11 protein-coding genes are annotated in these 18,508 nt (G+C 61.6%); 4 read left to right on the forward strand and 7 right to left on the reverse strand.

Going from position 1 to position 18,508, the window contains the following annotated elements:
• Positions 1-312 precede the first annotated feature (312 nt).
• Entirely contained in the window at positions 313-4,164 is a 3,852-nt protein-coding gene (locus ACXX81_RS01815; RefSeq protein WP_458572560.1) for a sensor domain-containing protein, read from the reverse strand.
• Positions 4,165-4,446: 282 nt separating this feature from the next.
• Between ACXX81_RS01815 and ettA the strand changes: the two genes are divergently transcribed.
• Together ettA and ltrA are read left to right on the forward strand one after the other, a co-directional pair.
• Positions 4,447-6,111, forward strand: coding sequence for an energy-dependent translational throttle protein EttA (gene ettA, locus ACXX81_RS01820; protein ID WP_057008686.1), 1,665 nt, complete (start codon positions 4,447-4,449; stop codon positions 6,109-6,111).
• Between the two features lie 475 nt (positions 6,112-6,586).
• Positions 6,587-8,008 carry a group II intron reverse transcriptase/maturase gene (gene ltrA, locus ACXX81_RS01825; protein ID WP_231423851.1) on the forward strand — a complete coding sequence of 474 codons (1,422 nt, stop codon included), beginning with the start codon at positions 6,587-6,589 and terminating at the stop codon, positions 8,006-8,008.
• Positions 8,009-8,202: 194 nt separating this feature from the next.
• On the opposite strand, the gene ACXX81_RS01830 is transcribed toward ltrA, so the two are convergent.
• The 5 genes from ACXX81_RS01830 to ACXX81_RS01850 all read right to left on the reverse strand — a co-directional run bounded on the left by ACXX81_RS01830 (position 8,203) and on the right by ACXX81_RS01850 (position 13,203).
• The gene (locus ACXX81_RS01830) at positions 8,203-8,700 is read right to left on the reverse strand and encodes a GreA/GreB family elongation factor (protein WP_322214559.1); all 498 of its coding nucleotides are present in this window, start codon (positions 8,698-8,700) and stop codon (positions 8,203-8,205) included.
• A 70-nt stretch (positions 8,701-8,770) separates the two neighbouring features.
• The gene (locus ACXX81_RS01835; protein ID WP_209984993.1) at positions 8,771-9,127 is read right to left on the reverse strand and encodes a hypothetical protein; all 357 of its coding nucleotides are present in this window, start codon (positions 9,125-9,127) and stop codon (positions 8,771-8,773) included.
• A gap of 109 nt (positions 9,128-9,236) precedes the next feature.
• The gene (locus ACXX81_RS01840; protein WP_458571118.1) at positions 9,237-10,454 is read right to left on the reverse strand and encodes an MFS transporter; all 1,218 of its coding nucleotides are present in this window, start codon (positions 10,452-10,454) and stop codon (positions 9,237-9,239) included.
• 314 nt (positions 10,455-10,768) lie between these two features.
• Positions 10,769-12,622, reverse strand: coding sequence for an Lnb N-terminal periplasmic domain-containing protein (locus ACXX81_RS01845; protein ID WP_458571119.1), 1,854 nt, complete (start codon positions 12,620-12,622; stop codon positions 10,769-10,771).
• Between the two features lie 92 nt (positions 12,623-12,714).
• Entirely contained in the window at positions 12,715-13,203 is a 489-nt protein-coding gene (locus ACXX81_RS01850; RefSeq protein ID WP_017253712.1) for a DUF3015 domain-containing protein, read from the reverse strand.
• A gap of 268 nt (positions 13,204-13,471) precedes the next feature.
• On the opposite strand from ACXX81_RS01850, the gene ACXX81_RS01855 reads away from it, so the two are divergent.
• Entirely contained in the window at positions 13,472-15,910 is a 2,439-nt protein-coding gene (locus ACXX81_RS01855; protein WP_209984981.1) for a Lon protease family protein, read from the forward strand.
• 335 nt (positions 15,911-16,245) lie between these two features.
• Positions 16,246-16,563: a PA4575 family protein gene (locus ACXX81_RS01860; RefSeq protein ID WP_209984978.1), complete on the forward strand. Its 318-nt coding sequence runs from the start codon at positions 16,246-16,248 to the stop codon at positions 16,561-16,563.
• Positions 16,564-16,571: 8 nt separating this feature from the next.
• On the opposite strand, the gene ACXX81_RS01865 is transcribed toward ACXX81_RS01860, so the two are convergent.
• The gene (locus ACXX81_RS01865) at positions 16,572-18,395 is read right to left on the reverse strand and encodes a hypothetical protein (RefSeq protein ID WP_458571120.1); all 1,824 of its coding nucleotides are present in this window, start codon (positions 18,393-18,395) and stop codon (positions 16,572-16,574) included.
• Positions 18,396-18,508: the final 113 nt, after the last annotated feature.

An 18,508-nucleotide genomic window follows, 5' to 3' on the forward strand; every position in this document is an offset into this window, starting at 1 on the left:
GAAAAGGAGGGCATTCTAACCCAACGGGTTTTGGATGGCATATGAAAGGACATCATGTCGCGGACAAGCGGGATTCACTTAGGGGCAAGGGGTGCCTTTTGGCGAGCGGGATTGCTGTGGCGAGCTGGCATGCTGTGGCGAGCGAGCTTGTTGTGGCGAGCGGGCTTGCCCCGCGTTGGGGCGCGAAGCGGCCCTGAGACAGTCGACGCGTTTTTTCAGATAGAAACATAAGTCAGGTTTTGGGTCTGCTACGCAGCCCAACGCGGGGCAAGCCCGCTCGCCACGACAAGCCCGCTCGCTACAGGTAAGCGTTCAGTCGAACAGGAACAGCGCCTCATTGCTGAACTGCGCCTCGAACCGGTTCGCCGGCATCGGCCGTCCAAACAGATACCCCTGCACCTCGTCGCAACCGTGCTCCCGGAGGAAGTCCAACTGCTCGTGGGTCTCCACGCCTTCGGCGATCACCGCCAGGTTCAGGCTGTGGGCCATGGCGATAATGGCGCGGGCAATCTGCGCGTCCTGCTCGCCGGACGGCAGGCCGTCGACGAAGGTGCGGTCGATCTTCAGCACGTCGATGGGGAACTGCTTGAGGTAATTGAGCGAAGAATAGCCGGTGCCGAAATCGTCCACCGCAATGCTCAGGCCCAGGTTTTTCAGGCTGGCGAGGATCTGCATGGCTTCGTTGACCTCGCGCATCAGGATGCTTTCGGTCAGCTCCAGCTCCAGGCACGCCGGCGGCAGGCCGGTGTCCTTGAGGATGGTGGCGATGCGCGTGCCCAACTGGCCATCGGAGAACTGCCGCGCCGAGATGTTCACCGAGACTTTCGGCACGCGCACCTTGTTCTGGTGCCAGGTTTTCAACTGGCGACAGGCCTCGCTGAGCACCCAGTCGCCCACGTCCACCACTAGCCCCAGCTCTTCCAGCACCGGAATGAAGTCTCCCGGCGGCACCAGCCCACGGCGCGGGTGACGCCAGCGCAGCAGCGCCTCGGCGCCGGTCAGGCGTTTGCCGTCGCCGCTGAACTGCGGCTGGTAATAAAGCACGAACTCGTCCTGCTCCAGTGCATGGCGCAGGTCGCTTTCCAACTCCAGGCGCTCCAGGGCGCTGGCGTTCATGTCGGCCTGGTAGAACTGGAAGTTGTTCTTGCCACGTTCCTTGGCGTGATACATCGCGGTGTCGGCATTTTTCATCAACTGGCTCAGCTCATTGCCGTCCTGCGGGCTCAAGGCAATGCCGATACTGGCGGTCACGAAGAACTCGCGGCCCTCGAGCACAAAGGGTTTGACCAGGCTGGCGAGGATTTGCTCGGCCACATTGATCGCCCGGTTCAGCGCCAGTTCGCGACTGCCCCTCGGTTGCAGGAGCAAGGTGAACTCGTCGCCGCCCATGCGCGCCACGGTATCGTCCTCGGCCACGCAGCCCAGCAGGCGCGTGGCCATTTCCTTGAGCATGCGGTCGCCGGCGGCATGCCCGAGCGAGTCGTTGATCGGCTTGAAACGGTCGAGGTCGAGGAACATCAGCACCACCCACGACTTCTGCCGCTCGGCCGACTGCAGCGCGGTGTGCAGGCGGTCCTGAAACAGCGTGCGGTTGGGCAGGTGGGTCAGGGCGTCGTAATACGCCAGGCGGTGGATGCGCTGTTCGCTGGCCTTGCGTTCGCTGATATCGCTGAAAAAGCACACATAGCTGGCCAGGTCGCCTTCGTCGTCGAACACGGCGGTAATCCCTACCCAGGCCGGATAATGCTCACCGTTGCGCCGCTTGAGCCACACTTCGCCTTCCCAGGTGCTGTGCTGGTGCAACTGCTTGAGCACGTAGCGCAGGTGGGCTTCCTGTTGTTCATCCACGGTGAGCATGTTCGGCAACTGGTCGAGCACATCCGTCACCGCATAGCCGCTGACCCGGCTGAACGCCTCGTTGGCCTGCACGATATAACCGGCCGGGTCGGTGATCAGGATCGCCGAGGTGGAATGTTCGAATACCGTGGCCGCCATGCGCAGGTCTTTCTCGGCGCGGCGTTGCTGGCTGATATCGCGGCCCACGCCGAGGATGCCCTCGAAGGCGCCGTGTTCGTCCCACACCAGCACCAGGCGCATCTCGATCGGCACTTTGCGCCCATCGGCGCGCAGGCAGTCGAACAGGAACAGTTGCGTGTGGGTTTCATCGCGCAGCGCCGCCAGCGCCCGCGGATCGCCCGCCGCGCGGTTGACCTGTTCGAACAGCGCGCTGATGCCGGTCAGTTGCTGCGGGTTGGCGATGATCGATTGCCAGCCGTGCTTGAACACCCACTCCACGTCATAACCCAGCACCGCATTGACCGAGGGGCTGATGTAATTGAGGGCCATTTGGCTGTCGGTGGAGCAGATCACGTCGCTGATGCTCTCGGCCAGCATGCGGTAGCGCTGTTCGCTGTCACGCAGGGATTCGCTGGCTTCGATCTGGTCGGTAATGTCTTTGGCCACGCCAATGATGCGCGTCACCTGGGCGCTGTTGTCGCGGGCCAGGGCCTGTTCGCGGATATCGAAACGCCGCCATTGGTTGTTGCGATGGCGAAAGCGCAGTTGGCAGTGCAACTGGGTCGAATAGCCGACCTCGCGCTGCTGCTGGCGCTGATCCTGATAATGCTCGGCGTCTTCGGGGTGCAGCAGGATCTCCCAGAAATACTCGCCCATCTGCGTAAGTTCGGGCTTGTTGTAGCCCAGGGTATGGCCGAGGTGATGGTTGCTGAAGATCATGCGCTGGCTGATCACGTCCTGCACATACAGGTGGTCCGGCACGGTGCGCACCACATCCGACCAGAAGCTTTCGCGTTCCACCAGCGACAACTCGATCAGCTTGCGGCTGGTGATGTCATTGATGCTGAGGATCACCGCCTTGAAGTCGTCCAACTGTTCCGGCAGGCGCATCACCAGCCACAGGTATTGCGGGTTGCCGGCGACATCGTTGAGCTGGATCTCCAGCTCCAGCTGTTTTTGCTGGGTCAGCACCGCTTCGAGCACCTGGTAGCCAATCGAGGTGGCGTTGTGCGGTGAGTCATCGAGCAGACGCTCCCAGGCCTGATCGCAGGAGCTGACATTCAATAGGCGCACGGCCACCTGGTTGACCTCGGTGATCCGCAGCCCTTTGAGCAATTGCCCGCGCGCCTCGGGATTGTCCCGCAGCCAGGCGTGCAGTTGCTCGCGACTGTGCAACTGTGCCTTGTCGAAGAACGCCTTGAGGCTCGACAGGTCGAGCACGCACAGGGCCACGCCGGTGCCTTCGAAAATATCCTGATAGCGGCGCCGGCCTTCATTCACCTGGCGTTGGCGCCGACGCATGTTCAGCAGCACGATCACCGGAATCAGCGAAAATGCCAGGCCCAGCAGGCATTTGCCGATAAACGCCGGCAGCAGTTCTTCAAGCACCGCGCTACGGTCGAACAGGCCGCGCAACTGCCAGTCGCTTTTGCTCAACGGCGTGATCAGCACGCTTTTGTTCAGTTCGTCGGTGGTCAGGTTGTTGACCCCTTGCGCCGACATACCGCCTTCACGGCTGACCACCTGATGGTTGATGCGGTTTTCGATGGCCCACATCGGCCGCTGACCCTGGCCGTCCTGGCGGGTGAGGTTGGTCAGGTAGTCGGGCGCCAGGCGCAGCGCCCAGTACATCCGCGAGCCGCCGCTGGGCTGGTGCAGCAGCAGGTAGATAAGGCTGCCGTCGTGGTTGTTGCTCAGGTAATAGGACTGGCCGTGGCTGCGTTGCACCAGCTCTTCAAGCCAGGCGCTGTCCTGGCTGTCGGTGGCGCTGTCGCTGATGATCGCGCCGCTGGGGGCGAGCAGAGCGAGGCTGCGCAGCTCGGGCAGCGAGCGTTGCAGGCTGCGCATCAGGGCTTGTTGCTGTTCGTTGTCACGCGGGGGCTCGACCATGGGCAGCAGGTTCAACGCGATTTTCGCGCTCAGGGCCATATTCAGGCTGATCTGCTCGGCCAGGTCGGCGCTGTAGTCGATGGTGTATTGCTGCTGGTTTTTCTGGTTTTGCTGCAATTGGTCAAGCAACTGCCAGAACAGCAGCGCGAGCAGCATCAGCACAAGGGTCGCCAATGCGCCTTTGAGGGTGCCGTGCAGGGGCGCTCCCGGTGCCAGATGGGCGGCGCGCAGGGGCGAGGGCGGCGTGACGTTGGACAAGCTGTGATCCTGCGGTTTGGCGGACTGGCGCGGCATGCACTATAAGCCTGACGCCCGGAGGGCGGCTAGCATGCCTTGACTTGTGGCAAAGTGCCAGCCCTGGCCTGGCTGGACTGACCAGGCGCATTCAGGTAGCTTTGCCGGTTACGCGGGGGCGTTCCAGCCCCAGACATTCAGGCTTTTCCGCTCGCTGGCATTGATCATAGTCAAAGGCCCGCGCCGCGCATGGCCTGGCACGGGCTTCGCCCGCTCAATTCATCAGTCACTGACGCTAGGTTCACCATGGCTCAATACGTCTTCACCATGCATCGGCTGGGAAAAGTTGTTCCGCCGAAGCGGGAAATCCTGAAAAACATTTCGCTGTCCTTCTTCCCCGGCGCCAAGATCGGCGTGCTCGGCCTCAACGGCTCGGGTAAATCCACCCTGTTGAAAATCATGGCCGGCGTCGACACCGAGTTCGAAGGCGAAGCGCGCCCAATGCCGGAACTGAACATCGGTTACCTGCCGCAAGAGCCGATCCTGGACCCGACCAAGACCGTGCGTGAAGTGGTCGAAGAGGCCGTCAGCGTGATCAAGAACGCCCAGGCGCGCCTGGACGAGGTCTACGCCGCTTACGCAGAAGAAGACGCCGACTTCGACAAGCTCGCCGCCGAACAGGCCAAGCTCGAAGCCATCCTGCAGGCCAGCGACGGTCACAACCTGGAGCGCCAGCTGGAAGTCGCCGCCGACGCGCTGCGCCTGCCGGCATGGGACGCCAAGGTCGAATTCCTCTCCGGTGGTGAAAAACGCCGCGTGGCCCTCTGCCGCCTGCTGCTGTCGGCCCCCGACATGCTGCTGCTCGACGAACCGACCAACCACCTGGACGCCGATTCCGTCGCCTGGCTGGAGCATTTCCTGCACGATTTCCCGGGCACCGTGGTTGCGATCACGCACGACCGTTACTTCCTCGACAACGTCGCCGGCTGGATCCTCGAGCTCGACCGTGGCGCCGGTATCCCTTACGAGGGCAACTACTCCGGTTGGCTGGAAGCCAAGTCCGACCGTCTGGCCGCCGAATCCAAGCAGCAATCGGCCCACGAAAAGGCCATGAAGGAAGAACTGGAATGGGTGCGCAAAGGCGCCAAGGCCCGCCAGTCCAAATCCAAGGCACGTCTGCAACGCTTCGAAGAAATGCAGTCGCAGGAATTCCAGAAGCGCAGCGAAACCAACGAGATCTACATCCCGGCCGGCCCGCGCCTGGGTGACAAGGTCATCGAGTTCAAGAACGTTTCCAAAGGCTACGGCGACCGCGTGCTGATCGACAACCTGTCGTTCTCCATGCCAAAAGGCGCAATCGTCGGCGTTATCGGCGGTAACGGTGCGGGTAAATCCACCCTGTTCCGCATGCTGATGGGCAAGGAAACCCCGGATTCGGGCAGCATCGAGATCGGCGAAACCGTGCAGCTTGCCTGTGTCGATCAGAGCCGCGACGACCTCGACGGCAGCAAGACGGTGTTCCAGCAGGTGTCCGACGGTTCCGACCAGATCCGCATCGGCAACTATGAAATCCCGTCGCGCACTTATGTGGGCCGTTTCAACTTCAAGGGCGGCGACCAGCAGAAGTTCGTCAAGGACCTGTCCGGTGGTGAGCGCGGTCGCCTGCACCTGGCCCTGACCCTGAAAGAAGGCGGCAACGTGTTGCTGCTCGACGAACCGTCCAACGACCTCGACGTTGAAACCCTGCGTTCCCTGGAAGAAGCCCTGCTGGACTTCCCGGGCGCCGCCATTGTGATCTCTCACGATCGGTGGTTCCTTGACCGCGTCGCGACTCACATCCTGGCGTACGAAGACGACTCGCAAGCGGTGTTCTTCGAAGGCAACTACACCGAGTACGAAGCGGACCGTAAAAAGCGCCTCGGCGATGCAGCGGCGCAGCCGCACCGGGTGCGGCACAAGAAACTGGCCTGATTCAGGCGGGTTGTTTGTAAGAACGGAGCCTTCGGGCTCCGTTTTTTTTGGTGCGCCAGGCATGGCGCGTTGCGCGAAGCGCAACCAGTTTGGCTGTGGTGGCCACGCTGGTGACTTGGAGGTGAAAGTCCTCTACACACCCGGCAAGGGGAAGTGTTAGCCAGAGGCAAGGGTGTCGCGGGTGACTGCGAATCTGAAGGAAGCCCGAGGCAAACTGTTGGCCTGACGAACAGGAAGCGGATTAGGCGGTGCAGCGGGGTAAGGTAGCCAGAATTGCCAAAGCCCAATACTTGCACGGAAAGCTGTGACGTAGATCCGACAGGCATAAGCAGGAAGGTCGCGCGAATTACCCTGGGAGATCTGTGCGTTTGCCACTGTGCTACCGAGCGCCGCGAGGCGACGGGATGAGCGTGCAGAAGTCAGCCGAGGCCGTAGTAAGTGACGAATAACCACGTCACCAAGGGCTGAACAGGTTATGTCGCCAGTAGGCGTCAGAGTCTCGTTGAATACCGAAATGCAGAAATTTCTCCCAGAGAAGACTGTTACTCCGAGTCCCGGACAGAATCCGAGGATGACGGCTGACAGCGCACAGGTACCGACGGCGTCTGTGACGTGGACGAACGCGGAGCCGGACACGCTGATGGAACGGGTGCTTGCACCTGCCAACCTCAGACGTGCGTATCAACGTGTGGTCAGCAACAAGGGCGCACCGGGTGCCGATGGCATGACGGTCGACCAATTAGCGGACCACGTGAAACAGTATTGGCCGATCCTCAAAGCTCGGTTGCTGGCTGGCGAGTATCACCCGCAAGGTGCGCGCGCCGTCGAAATCCCCAAACCCAAAGGCGGCACCCGCCAGTTGGGTATCCCCTGCGTCGTGGATCGCCTGATCCAACAGGCTCTGCTGCAACAGCTCACACCGATCTTCGACCCTCTGTTCTCGGACCATAGCTACGGTTTTCGTCCGGGCAGAAGCGCTCATCAAGCCATCGAAACAGCCCGCGCCCATGTGGCGGCAGGCTACCGCTGGTGCGTGGAACTCGATCTTGAGAAGTTCTTTGATCGGGTCAACCACGATGTCTTGATGGCTTATGTTGAGCGTCAAATCGCAGACAAGCGTGTGCTCACGCTGATCCGGCGTTATCTCGAAGCGGGATCGATGTCAGGCGGGATCGCCAGTCGCCGGCAGGAAGGGACGCCGCAAGGCGGCCCGCTCTCGCCGTTGCTGTCGAACATCCTGCTCAACGAACTCGATCGTGAATTGGAACGGCGAAGCCATCGTTTCGTACGCTACGCTGACGATGCGAACATTTATGTGCGCAGTCGTCGTGCGGGTGAACGAGTGATGACAGGCGTCGAGCGGTTCTTGAGGCAGCGTTTGAGACTGACGCTGAATCGAGAAAAGAGCCGGGTAGCTGGGTCATGGGTGTGTGATTACTTGGGCTATGGGATGAGCTGGCATCAACAGCCGAGACTGAGGGTGGCGACGATGAGTCTGGGTCGCTTGCGCGACCGACTCGCAGAGCTGCTACGCGGCGCGCGAGGCCGCAAGATGGCATATGTCATCGAGCGGATAAACCCCGTACTGCGCGGTTGGGCTGGGTACTTCAAGTTAACCCAAGGCAAGCGAGCGCTGGATAAACTTGATGGCTGGGTGCGCCACAAACTTCGCTGCGCCGTATGGCGTCAATGGAAGCAGCCCTCGACGAGGGCGCGCAACCTGATGCGCCTAGGGCTCGACGAAGGACGCGCTTACACATCAGCGTCCAATGGCCGAGGCCCATGGTGGAACTCGGGAGCGCCCCACATGAATCAGGCGCTACCGAAGAAACTTTGGGATCAACTCGGGCTGGTCTCGATACTGGATACGATAAACCGACTCAACCGCATAGCCTGAACCGCCGTATACGGAACCGTACGTACGGTGGTGTGAGAGGACGGCGGGAGTAATCCCGCCTCCTACTCGATCGTTTTTTCAGGAATGCCGAGGTGACTTAATCGGGAGCAAGCCCCCTCCCACAGCTGGAATGCATTTCCCTGTGGGAGGGGGCTTGCTCCCGATAGGGGTATAACTGCCGGCACCCGCTTGGGCTAAGCGTCGGGCTCGATGCGCAACACTTCAATCACCTGATCGCCGACCGGCCGCTTCCACACGACCTCGTCGCCCACCTGAGCACCCAGCAGCGCGCGACCCAGGGGAGAGCCCCAGTTGATCAGACCGGCGTTGGCGTCGGCCTGGTCTTCCCCGACCAGTTGAATGCGCTGCTGTTCGTCCTGCTCGTTGGCGAAGGTGACCCTACTGCCAATCTGCACCTTGTCGGTCGACGTGGCCGGTGCAACGACCTGAGCGCTGTGTACCCGCTGGTTGAAGTAGCGCAGATCCCGCTCGAGATCAGCCTGGCGTTGTTTATCCGCCTGTTCGCCCCTGGCCGTCTCGGCACTGTGCTCGGCCTGCAACTGCGTAACCCTGGCCTGCAACTGCGCCAAACCGGACGCGGTGAGGTGATTGGGCTGCTCGCTGACCTGGCGTTCCACCGGTTGATCAGCCTGGGCGGCGGCGTTGTCTTCGTTTACAAAAGCTCGGCTCATGACATTCTCCTCAATGGAGGTTGGGCCCTGTGCGCCGCGCTATCGTTCCCGCGTTCTGCGTGGGAGCGATCTATTGGGCGCGGTAGGCCCTGGCGGCGTCGCGGTCTTTCTCCCGCTGCCAGGCACGCTCGCGGTAGTCCCAGCGATTGTCTCTGTAGTCACGCAGTTCTTCATGTTCACGCATGGCCTTGCACTGGCGAAAGCCGTCTTCCCAGCCTGCGGCGTATTCCCGCTCTTTCAGGTAGCGCGGGACATTTTTGCGAAACTCCCCGCTGATCACCCCGGCTGCCTGGCGTCCGCTGCTGCAGCCATCATCGAAGCCATCGGCAAACGCCGGTGGATAACCCTTGGCCAGCAGATCCTGATGGGTTGTTTGGCAACCCGACAACCACAACACCGCGCCCAGCATCACCGCATACCGCCACATGGCGTACTCCCTGGCCGTTTCTCGGCTTATGGGAGGAAGTCTAGTCAGGGAATTGTCGGGGCGGCGTGAAAGGCGGGTGAGAACGCTGTGAGATGGGCCCTCTCACCGTTTAATTTTCATCTGGTTTGGATCGGTGCCCAACGTTCCCTGGCTGTGTCTTGGCGAACCACCACCAGACGCCCACCCCGAGCAAGGTCGCCAGCACGGCTAACATCAGGATCACCGATTGCGTGCCCAGCGGCGCCGCAAGCAATGCCACCAGCAGGCCTGCCAGAGGCTGCGACAGGTTGTTCAGCAAGGTGATCACGCCCACGGTCTTGCCGAAGTCCTGGGGCGGGATCACCCGTTGCCGGAGGGTGCGCAGGTAGACGTTGAACATCTTGTCGAAGCCTGTAATCAACAGGAAACCCAGCACATAGCCGCCGAGGTTCGGGCTCAGCGCGCTGATCAAGGCCCCCATGGCGATCATCGAATAGCCGACACCGCCCAGCAGCCGCAGAGGCAGTGCCACTCGGGCGAGGAAAAACAGGATCACGATCGTCGTGACCGCGCCCGCCGCCTGCAGCCCGGCATAGCTGTCCTTGCCGGCGCGGTAGTGGCCGATCACCATGGCCGCCGAGGTGGCCAGGGTGACGCCGACGATCAGGTTCACGCCTACGGCCAGCAGGATGACTTTTTTCAGCTCCGTGAGACGGTGGATATGCGCGAACGCGATTCGCAGAGGTCGCAGCCAGATACCCTGATGCTGCTCGAAAACCTCCAGGGTCACGCGGCTCAGGCGTTGCCACGCGAGCATGCTCAGGTCCGCCAGCAAAAACAGCCCGGCGACCCCCAGCACTGCCCAGTGCCAGGCCCACACCTCCAGCATCAGTGCCGCCAGCAGTGGGCCGAGGACCAGGCCTGTCTGGTCGGCGATCTGGGAATACGACAGGGTTTTGGTATAGCTGTAGTGCCCGAAGATATGCGGCATCAACACTTCACGCGCCATGATGCCTTGCGTGGTCAGCACCCCGCACAGCGCCGACAGCACCACCACCCAGGTGATACCGCCAAAAAAAGCGTGGAGCGCCACGGCCAGCACACACAGCAAGGCCCGGTAGACCTGGCTGATATGCAGGATTTTTATCGGGGAGTACTTGTCGCACAGGGCGCCGCACAACGGAAACGCGAGATAGCGCGGCAGCGATTCGACGAAGAAGGCCAGCCCCGCCCAGGCGACACTGTTGGTGGTCTGGAATACCACCAGCGGCACGATGAACAGCAGGATCTGATCGGCCAGCCTGGATAGAAACAGCGAGATGAAAAAAGCCAGGTAGTCCTTACGCATCAAAGCTCTTCTGTCAGCGAAGACGGGGCGACGATATTTTTCAGCACCGCCGCAAGCCTCCGTGGCGAGCGGGCTTGCCCTAATGCCGTTCAGTTAAGCGCAGACTCCCTGTGGCGAGCAGGCTTGTCCTGCGTTGGGCTGCGCAGCAGCCCCAAAGCCATCCTCTGCGCAGTGTCAGGTACACCGCATGTTCCTTGATGGGGGCGCTTCGCACCCCAACGCGGGGCAAGCCCGCTCGCCACAATAAGCCCACACATTTTCCTTAACTGAACGGCATTAGGGCTTGCCACAGAGGCCCTATGGGTTGGCGTGGGTCAGTAGTGATACCACTTCACTTCCAGCATCACTTCATTCACCGGCGTCGACAGGTGGCTGTACTCGCGCTGGGCGCTCAGGCGCAGGCCCAGGTTGCGGGACAGCTCCCACTGCTGGTTCAGGCTGATGCTGCGGCGCACTTCGCCATTGGTGAAGAAGTCGCCCTTGGCCTCCAGGCTGAGGTTGCCCAGCGGGTTTTTCCACAGCACGCCGGTGTTGAAGCCGGCGGCGGGGGAGATGGCTTCGCTGAAGTCGTTGTTGTGTTCCACGCGCACGGTGCCAAGGGCGAAGCCGAGCATGTCGTCGCTCAGCTGCCAGGTGCCGCCTGCGCCGCCGTTGACGTGGGCCACCAGGGTTTCGTCGTCGTGTTTGCCCGGCACGCGCTCCAGGCCACCGGTGACTTGCCATGACCAGGGTTGCAACAGGGCGTTGCGCGGGGTCAGGGAGCGGATGGTGGCCAGGTCCAGTTGCTGCAGTTGCCAGTGATTGCCTTCGTACTGGCGCAGTTTCATCTGCAGGATTTCGATCTGCGCACCCAAGGGGAAACCTTCGGCGTTGTCGTTGAGGTCATGGTAGGCCATGCGCAGGCCGTATTCGCCGAAGGCCTTGTCGCCTCGGGTGCCGATGCCGGCCTGCCAGGTGCGTGATTCGTGGCCGTTTTCCGGAAGGCCCGGCGGCGTGATTTTCAGGTCCGGCGCAGGGTTCTGGTTGATCGCGCGCAGCAATTCGAAGCTGCGCTGGGAGCGGGCGGTGTCGCGCTCCAGGCCATTGGCGCGGTAGCGGCCCAGGCGGTAGGCGGCGTCGATGACCAGCGCCTGGCGGTCACGCGGCAGCGCCTTGAAACCCGGCGCCTGCAACTGCTTCTGGTCGTCACTGATCTTCAGCACCCATTGCTGCTCATCGCCGTCCAGCGGCTTGGCGCGCTCTAGCAACTCGCGCTCGCGGGACGGGCGGTAATCGATTTTTTCTACCAGGCCCGCGTCCTTGACCGCCTTGACCGTGTCGGTGGGGATGGCGGTGAGGGGGAATTGCTCGGTCAGGCGCAGGCCGGGGCGCGCCACTTGCAGCAATTCCAGCAGGCGATAGGAGCAGTTTTCATCGAAGAAGAAGTAGTCGAACTTGATCTGCTTGAGTTCCCACACGTGCTCGACCATGCGCCTGGTCTCGACTTCGGTGAGGTTGAGGCGGTATTCCCACAGGTCACGGTTTTCGAGGCTGCGGTATTCCGAGAGTTTTTCCTGATACGGCACCAGGGCGAACAGGCCGGGGTAGCCGCCGGCGAGGCCCTTCCAGGCGTAGAGAATGCTGTTGTCAGAGCCTTCGATGTAGGCGCCGAAGTTGATCGCGTAGCTGAGCAGCGCGGTCTTGTCCCGTTGCACATCCGCCTGGTCGATACGCAGCAGGGTATGGCCGAACATCGACGACGGGCTGTTGAGGTACGCCGCCGGGAAGATCATCACCGCGCTGTGGGGCGCGACGTCCTTGAACCACTGGGTGAACTCCTTGCACTCCAGCGCAGGCAGGTCGTTGAGTTGCAACTGCGCCTTGAGCCAGCGGGTGCGCGCGGGGTAAACGCATTGGGCGTGTTTTTCGCCAAGGCTGGCCGGCGCATACAACGCTTCAACGGTGGCCTTGAGCTCGGCATCCGGGTGGTGGGCACCGTCGGCTGCGAGAAAGAATTTTTTGTCGCTGACATAGCTGCGCCAGCCTTTGATCTTGCCGGCTTCGTAATGGCCAAGAGATAGCCAGAACGGATCGTTGGCCAGTTGCTGCAAACGTTGATCATCAATATGCGGGGCCGCGTACAGCGGGGCGCAGGCGAAGAGTGCCAGCCAGGCAAAGCGTTTGAGCATAAGGGCTACTTAAGTCGGAAAAAGTGAGACCCAAAGGGGAGGCGGGCCCAAAAAATAAAACCCGCGCCTCAAGAGGCGCGGGCAGGTCGAGCTTAAGCCTGGGTAGCGTATTTCGCCAGACGCGAATCACTTTTCAGTACAGCAAGGGTGTTGTTGTGCACGTCGTCAGCGGTCACGTCAGCCTTGCTGAAGATCTGCTGGAAGTGCTCGTGGGTCACGGCAGCAAAGTGCTCGCGGTCTTCTGGCGCCACGCCCAGTACCACGGCGTAGGTGGTCAGTGCTTCGCCGTTGCCCTTGGCCATGTCTTCGGACAGCTCGTTCATCATGCCATTCATGGCAATCCAGGACTTGCCGCCGTAGGTCAGGGCGCTGTTGGTGCTGCAACCGTTGGTGCCCGAGGTCATGCCGAAGGTGGCGTTACCCGAGGTGCCGTTGGTGGTGGAAGCCAGGAAGTGAGCTGGAGTGCCGCGCTGGCCTTCGAACAACATGTTGCCCCAACCGCAGTTCGGGCCGCCTGGTGCTTCTGCCATTGCATTGAGGGAGACGACGGTGAAAAGAGTACCAAGAAGGATCCGTTTCATAGCTTTGTTCTCTTTGTGTGCAAACCAATGGACAAGGGGTTCAGGCGCTTGATCGCGCCCTAGGGGCCAGTTATTAGTCCAACCCGCGCAGTTTGGAGTTTAGGCACGTTCGAAGGGTTCCGTGGGTTTTTATAAAACAATCGCCGTTGTCGCGATTTTTTTGCAGGACGCGCTCGCTGTCTATGCTTTCCCTACAGCTCGCCTTGCCAGAGCGCGCAAGGGGGAGCCAGAATGCCGTTATCTGCCCCGCCTGATGTAAGGAAGCCCGATGCCTGATCCTGTTGCTGCCAGCTTGCGTCTAGCGCCCGAAGCGCTGACTCGCCCTTTCTCCGCTGAACAGTTCAGCTTCTCGACCACCAATGATTTGGAGCCCTTTCGCGGTGTGCTTGGCCAGGAACGTGCGGTTGAAGCCTTGCAGTTCGGTGTGGCCATGCCACGCCCCGGTTACAACGTGTTTGTCATGGGCGAGCCGGGCACGGGTCGCTTTTCGTTCGTCAAACGCTACCTGAAAGCCGAAGGCAAGCGCCTGCAGACCCCGTCGGACTGGGTCTATGTGAATAACTTCGACGAGCCGCGCGAACCGCGTGCCCTGGAATTGCCGGGCGGCTGCGCGGCGGCGTTCATCGCCGATATCAACGGGTTGGTCGACAACCTGGTGGCAACCTTCCCGGCGGTGTTCGAACACCCGACCTATCAACAGCGCAAAAGCGCCATCGACCGCGCGTTCAACCAGCGCTACGACAAGGCCCTGGACGTGATCGAGCGCCTGGCCCTGGAAAAGGACGTGGCGCTGTACCGCGACAGCACCAACATCGCCTTCACCCCGATGCTCGACGGCAAGGCGCTGGACGAGGCCGAGTTCTCGCAGTTGCCGGAGGCTGATCGCGAGCGCTTCCACTCGGACATCTCCGAGCTGGAAGAGCGTCTCAACGAAGAACTGGCCAGCCTGCCGCAGTGGAAGCGTGAGTCGAACAACCAACTGCGCCAGTTCAACGAAGAAACCATCACCCTGGCCCTGCAACCTCTGCTCGCGCCGCTGTCGGAAAAGTACGCCGAGAACGCAGGTGTTTGCGGTTACCTGCAAGCCATGCAGGTGTACCTGCTCAAAACCGTGGTCGAGCAACTGGTAGACGACGCCAAGACCGACGCCCAGGCGCGCAAGCTGCTCGAAGAGCAATACTGCCCGAGCCTGGTGGTGGGCCATGCGGTCAACGGTGGCGCGCCAGTGGTGTTCGAGCCGCATCCGACCTACGACAACCTGTTCGGCCGCATCGAATACAGCACCGACCAGGGCGCGCTCTACACCACGTATCGCCAACTGCGTCCGGGGGCCCTGCACCGCGCCAATGGCGGTTTCCTGATCCTTGAGGCCGAGAAAATGCTCGGCGAGCCGTTCGTGTGGGACGCGCTCAAGCGCTCCCTGCAATCGCGCAAACTGAAGATGGAGTCGCCCCTGGGCGAACTGGGCCGCCTGGCCACCGTGACCCTCAACCCGCAGATGATTCCGCTGCAGGTCAAAGTGATCATCATCGGTTCGCGCCAGCTGTATTACGCGTTGCAGGACGCCGATCCGGACTTCCAGGAGATGTTCCGGGTGCTGGTGGACTTCGACGAAGACATTCCGATGGTCGACGAAAGCCTGGAGCAGTTCGCCCAGTTGCTCAAAACCCGCACGTCGGAAGAAGGCATGGCGCCGCTGACCTCGGATGCCGTGGCGCGGCTGGCCACTTACAGCGCGCGGCTGGCGGAACACCAGGGGCGCCTGTCGGCGCGCATCGGTGATTTGTTCCAGTTGGTGAGCGAGGCGGATTTCATTCGCCACCTGGCGGGGGACGAGATGACCGATGCCGGGCATATCGAGCGCGCGCTCAAGGCCAAGGCCACGCGCACGGGGCGGGTCTCGGCGCGGATTCTGGATGACATGCTCGCCGGGGTGATCCTGATCGACACCGCCGGCGCTGCCGTGGGCAAGTGCAACGGCCTGACCGTGCTGGAAGTCGGCGACTCGGCGTTCGGTGTGCCCGCGCGGATTTCCGCCACGGTGTACCCGGGCGGCAGCGGCATTGTCGACATCGAGCGCGAGGTTAACCTTGGGCAGCCGATTCACTCCAAGGGCGTGATGATCCTCACCGGTTACCTGGGCAGCCGCTATGCCCAGGAATTCCCGCTGGCGATCTCGGCGAGTATTGCGCTGGAGCAGTCCTACGGTTATGTGGACGGCGACAGTGCGTCCCTGGGCGAGGCGTGCACATTGATCTCTGCGCTGTCGAAAACGCCGCTCAAGCAGTGCTTCGCCATCACCGGTTCGATCAACCAGTTTGGTGAAGTGCAGGCGGTGGGCGGGGTCAACGAGAAGATCGAGGGCTTCTTCCGCCTCTGTGAAGCGCGCGGGCTGACCGGCGAGCAGGGTGCGATCATTCCCAAGGCCAACGTGGCCACGCTGATGCTGGATGAGAAAGTGCTGCAGGCCGTGCGCGCCGGGCAGTTTCACATCTACGCGGTGCGCCAGGCGGATGAAGCGCTGAGCCTGCTGGTGGGCGAGGACGCCGGCGAGCCCGACGACGAAGGGCAATTCCCCGAAGGCACGGTGAATGCGCGGGTGGTCGAGCGCCTGCGCGCGATTGCCGAGATGATCAGCGAGGAAGACCTGAAAGAAGCGGAGAAGGAGCTGGCGCAGTTGGCGCTGGCCGAAGCCAAACCGACCTGACGCTGAGTAACCAGTGTGAGAGGGGGCAAGCCCTAATGCCGTTCAGTTAAGCGCAGATTCCCTGTGGCGAGCAGGCTTGTCCTGCGTTGGGCTGCGCAGCAGCCCCAAAGCCAGGCGCTGAGCCGTATCAGGTACACCGCGTTTTGCTCGATTGGGGGCGCTTCGCACCCCAACGCGGGGCAAGCCCGCTCGCCACAATAAGCCCGCTCGCCACAGAGGTTCGAGTTTGCTGCGAGACGTTAAATTGACGGTTTATCGCCGTTGGTCTCTACAGCCTTGGTTTGTCTTGGTTTTCTTCTATTCTGAGTTAAACCAGTCTACCGAGGGGCGCCGCCATGCCGCGCAACCTTTGCCTTATCCGTCAATGCCTGGGCCTGGAAACCCGTATCGAATGCACCGTGCGCCCGCTAGCGGGGGACAGCGGGCTGTGGATGTTGTTATTCGCAGCAGGCATGGCCGGCGAGCAGCCGTCCGCCATCAAGGCCGAGGGCCCGTTTCATGGGGCCTGCGCCGCTGAAACCCTGCTGGGCACCATCGTCGACGGCCTCACGCTGCAAGGCTATGTGCAGAGGCGCGAGCCGCCGATATGGGGCCTGCATTTGCAGGCCTATCTGCGCCAACTCAATCGCAGGCAAGAACGCCTCGCCCTGTAATCACCGCGTTATTTGCTTTCCGGCTTGTCCAGCTTGACCTCGAAGCCGTATTGCACGGTGCTCAGGTCGGTGCGCTGGTAGCCTTCCAGGCGGGTCGGCTGGCCGTAGAAGTAATGCACGTCGAACATCGCCGTGCCGTATTCCTCGGCGCGGTGGCTGACGCCGAGGATTTCCTTGAGGTAATTGCCGCTGGCGTCCTTGGCGTAGAAGCGCCAGCTGTCGGCGGGGAAGGCTTGTTGATCGACGATCAGCGCGTTGTCCTTGAGCGCCAGGCCCTTGGGCAACTTGGCCGCATCCAGCGTGGTTTTTTCGATAGTGGCCAGGAACAGCGGGATCGAGCCCACCACGAACGCCGGGTTCTCCGGGAACAGGTTGAGGTCGTAGGTGAGCATGCCGCGCGCCGGGTTCAGTTCGAAGGCCTCGGTGGGCAACTCGATAGGGTCGCCGCGCCCGCCTTTTTCGTCGGCGGTAAAAAACGTCACCGGCGCCTCACTGCTGTTGCGCTCGGCGCCCACCAGGTCGTCGTTGAAGGTAAAGGGGTGATCGAACACCACATGCGCAGCGCTGGCATCGTCGACGGACTGGCTGATGGTGACGCTGTTTTTCAGCTGGTCTTCGGTCATCGACGCGTCCTTGAGCCAACTGGCGGCGCCGTCGTCGTACACCGTGACAGGCATCGGCAAGGCTTGCACGGTCTTTTCCAGGCTGTTTTTGTCAAACCGCAGGACCGGCAGGTCCAGTTCCTTGCGGGTGACGGTGACCGTGGAAAAGTCCAGCACATTGACTTGCAGGGAGTCGATCACGCCATTGAAGTAGACCTTGGCGTAAGACCGGTGCTGTTTTTGCTCGAAGGCTTTTTGCTCATCGGTCAGCTGTTTTTCAAGGGCCGGTGACCAGGCTTTTTGCTTTTGCAGCTCGGCCAGTTGTTTTTCGTAGAACGCCACTTGCGCAGCACTTTCGTTGATCGAGCCCGAGCGCGTCAGAAACTGCCCGGTAACGTCCCGTGCCTGGACCAGCAGCGGATTGGGCGAATCATCCGCCAGTTCCGGCGCCAGGGGCGCGCTGTTGGTGAGTTCGAGCTCGGCGTAGTTCTTTTCAAGCAGTAGCAGGTTGACGCTGACAGTGCCTTCGGTGCGCGTGTGACCGACGTCCTTTTTCGACAGGTCGAAGCTGAGCACCTTGCCGGGCGCTACCACTTCCACCGCGCCCTTGAGGCTCACCGGCTGCGGCTGGCTCTTGTTTTCGGTCTCGATACCGTCGAAAAACGGGTAGGTCACCGTCAGGTCGTCAGGGTTGGTCAGGTTGGAGCTGCTCGGGCTCAACTGAATGCCGGGATCGGTTTCCGACCATTCCGGCTGGAACGGAATCACCTTGTTGTTGCTCAAGGTGACCGACTGCCATTCCAGGTTGTGGGGGAATGGAAACTGCTCCGGCACATTGAACGTAAAGGGGAATACCGGCTGCAAATCTGTCAGGTAGTCCGAATGGGAGGCCCTGCGCAGCACGAACAGGCCGTTGATGTAGGTATCGACCAGCGCCTGCGGCGTGGGGTAGTGCTTGAGCAGGGCCAGGGTGTCTTCGCCGTACTCGGGCTCGATGGGTTTGCTGGCGAGCTTGGTTTGCGCGCGCTCGAGCAGCAACAGCGAACCGCCCAGGTCAGCGATGGCGTCGCGCAGCTTGGGGTCCTGGATGCCGTCGAGGGACTGTTCGAACTTGGCGGTTTTCTCTTCGAGGGTGGCCTGCTTCTGCTCTTCGCTGGGAGAGCAGCCGCCGGCCAGCAGCAGTGCCGCGCACAGGCCGACGCTGGCCAAGGGAGATCGCACATCCATCATTGCAAGTTTTCCTGTCCGACAACATTGAGTCGATTTGATGGGCTCGACACTAGCAGATAAACGCGCTTACAGATGCCGTACACGTCAGTTTTCTCGCGGTGACAGGCGGCTGG

This window comes from Pseudomonas sp. GNP013, from assembly GCF_054343995.1.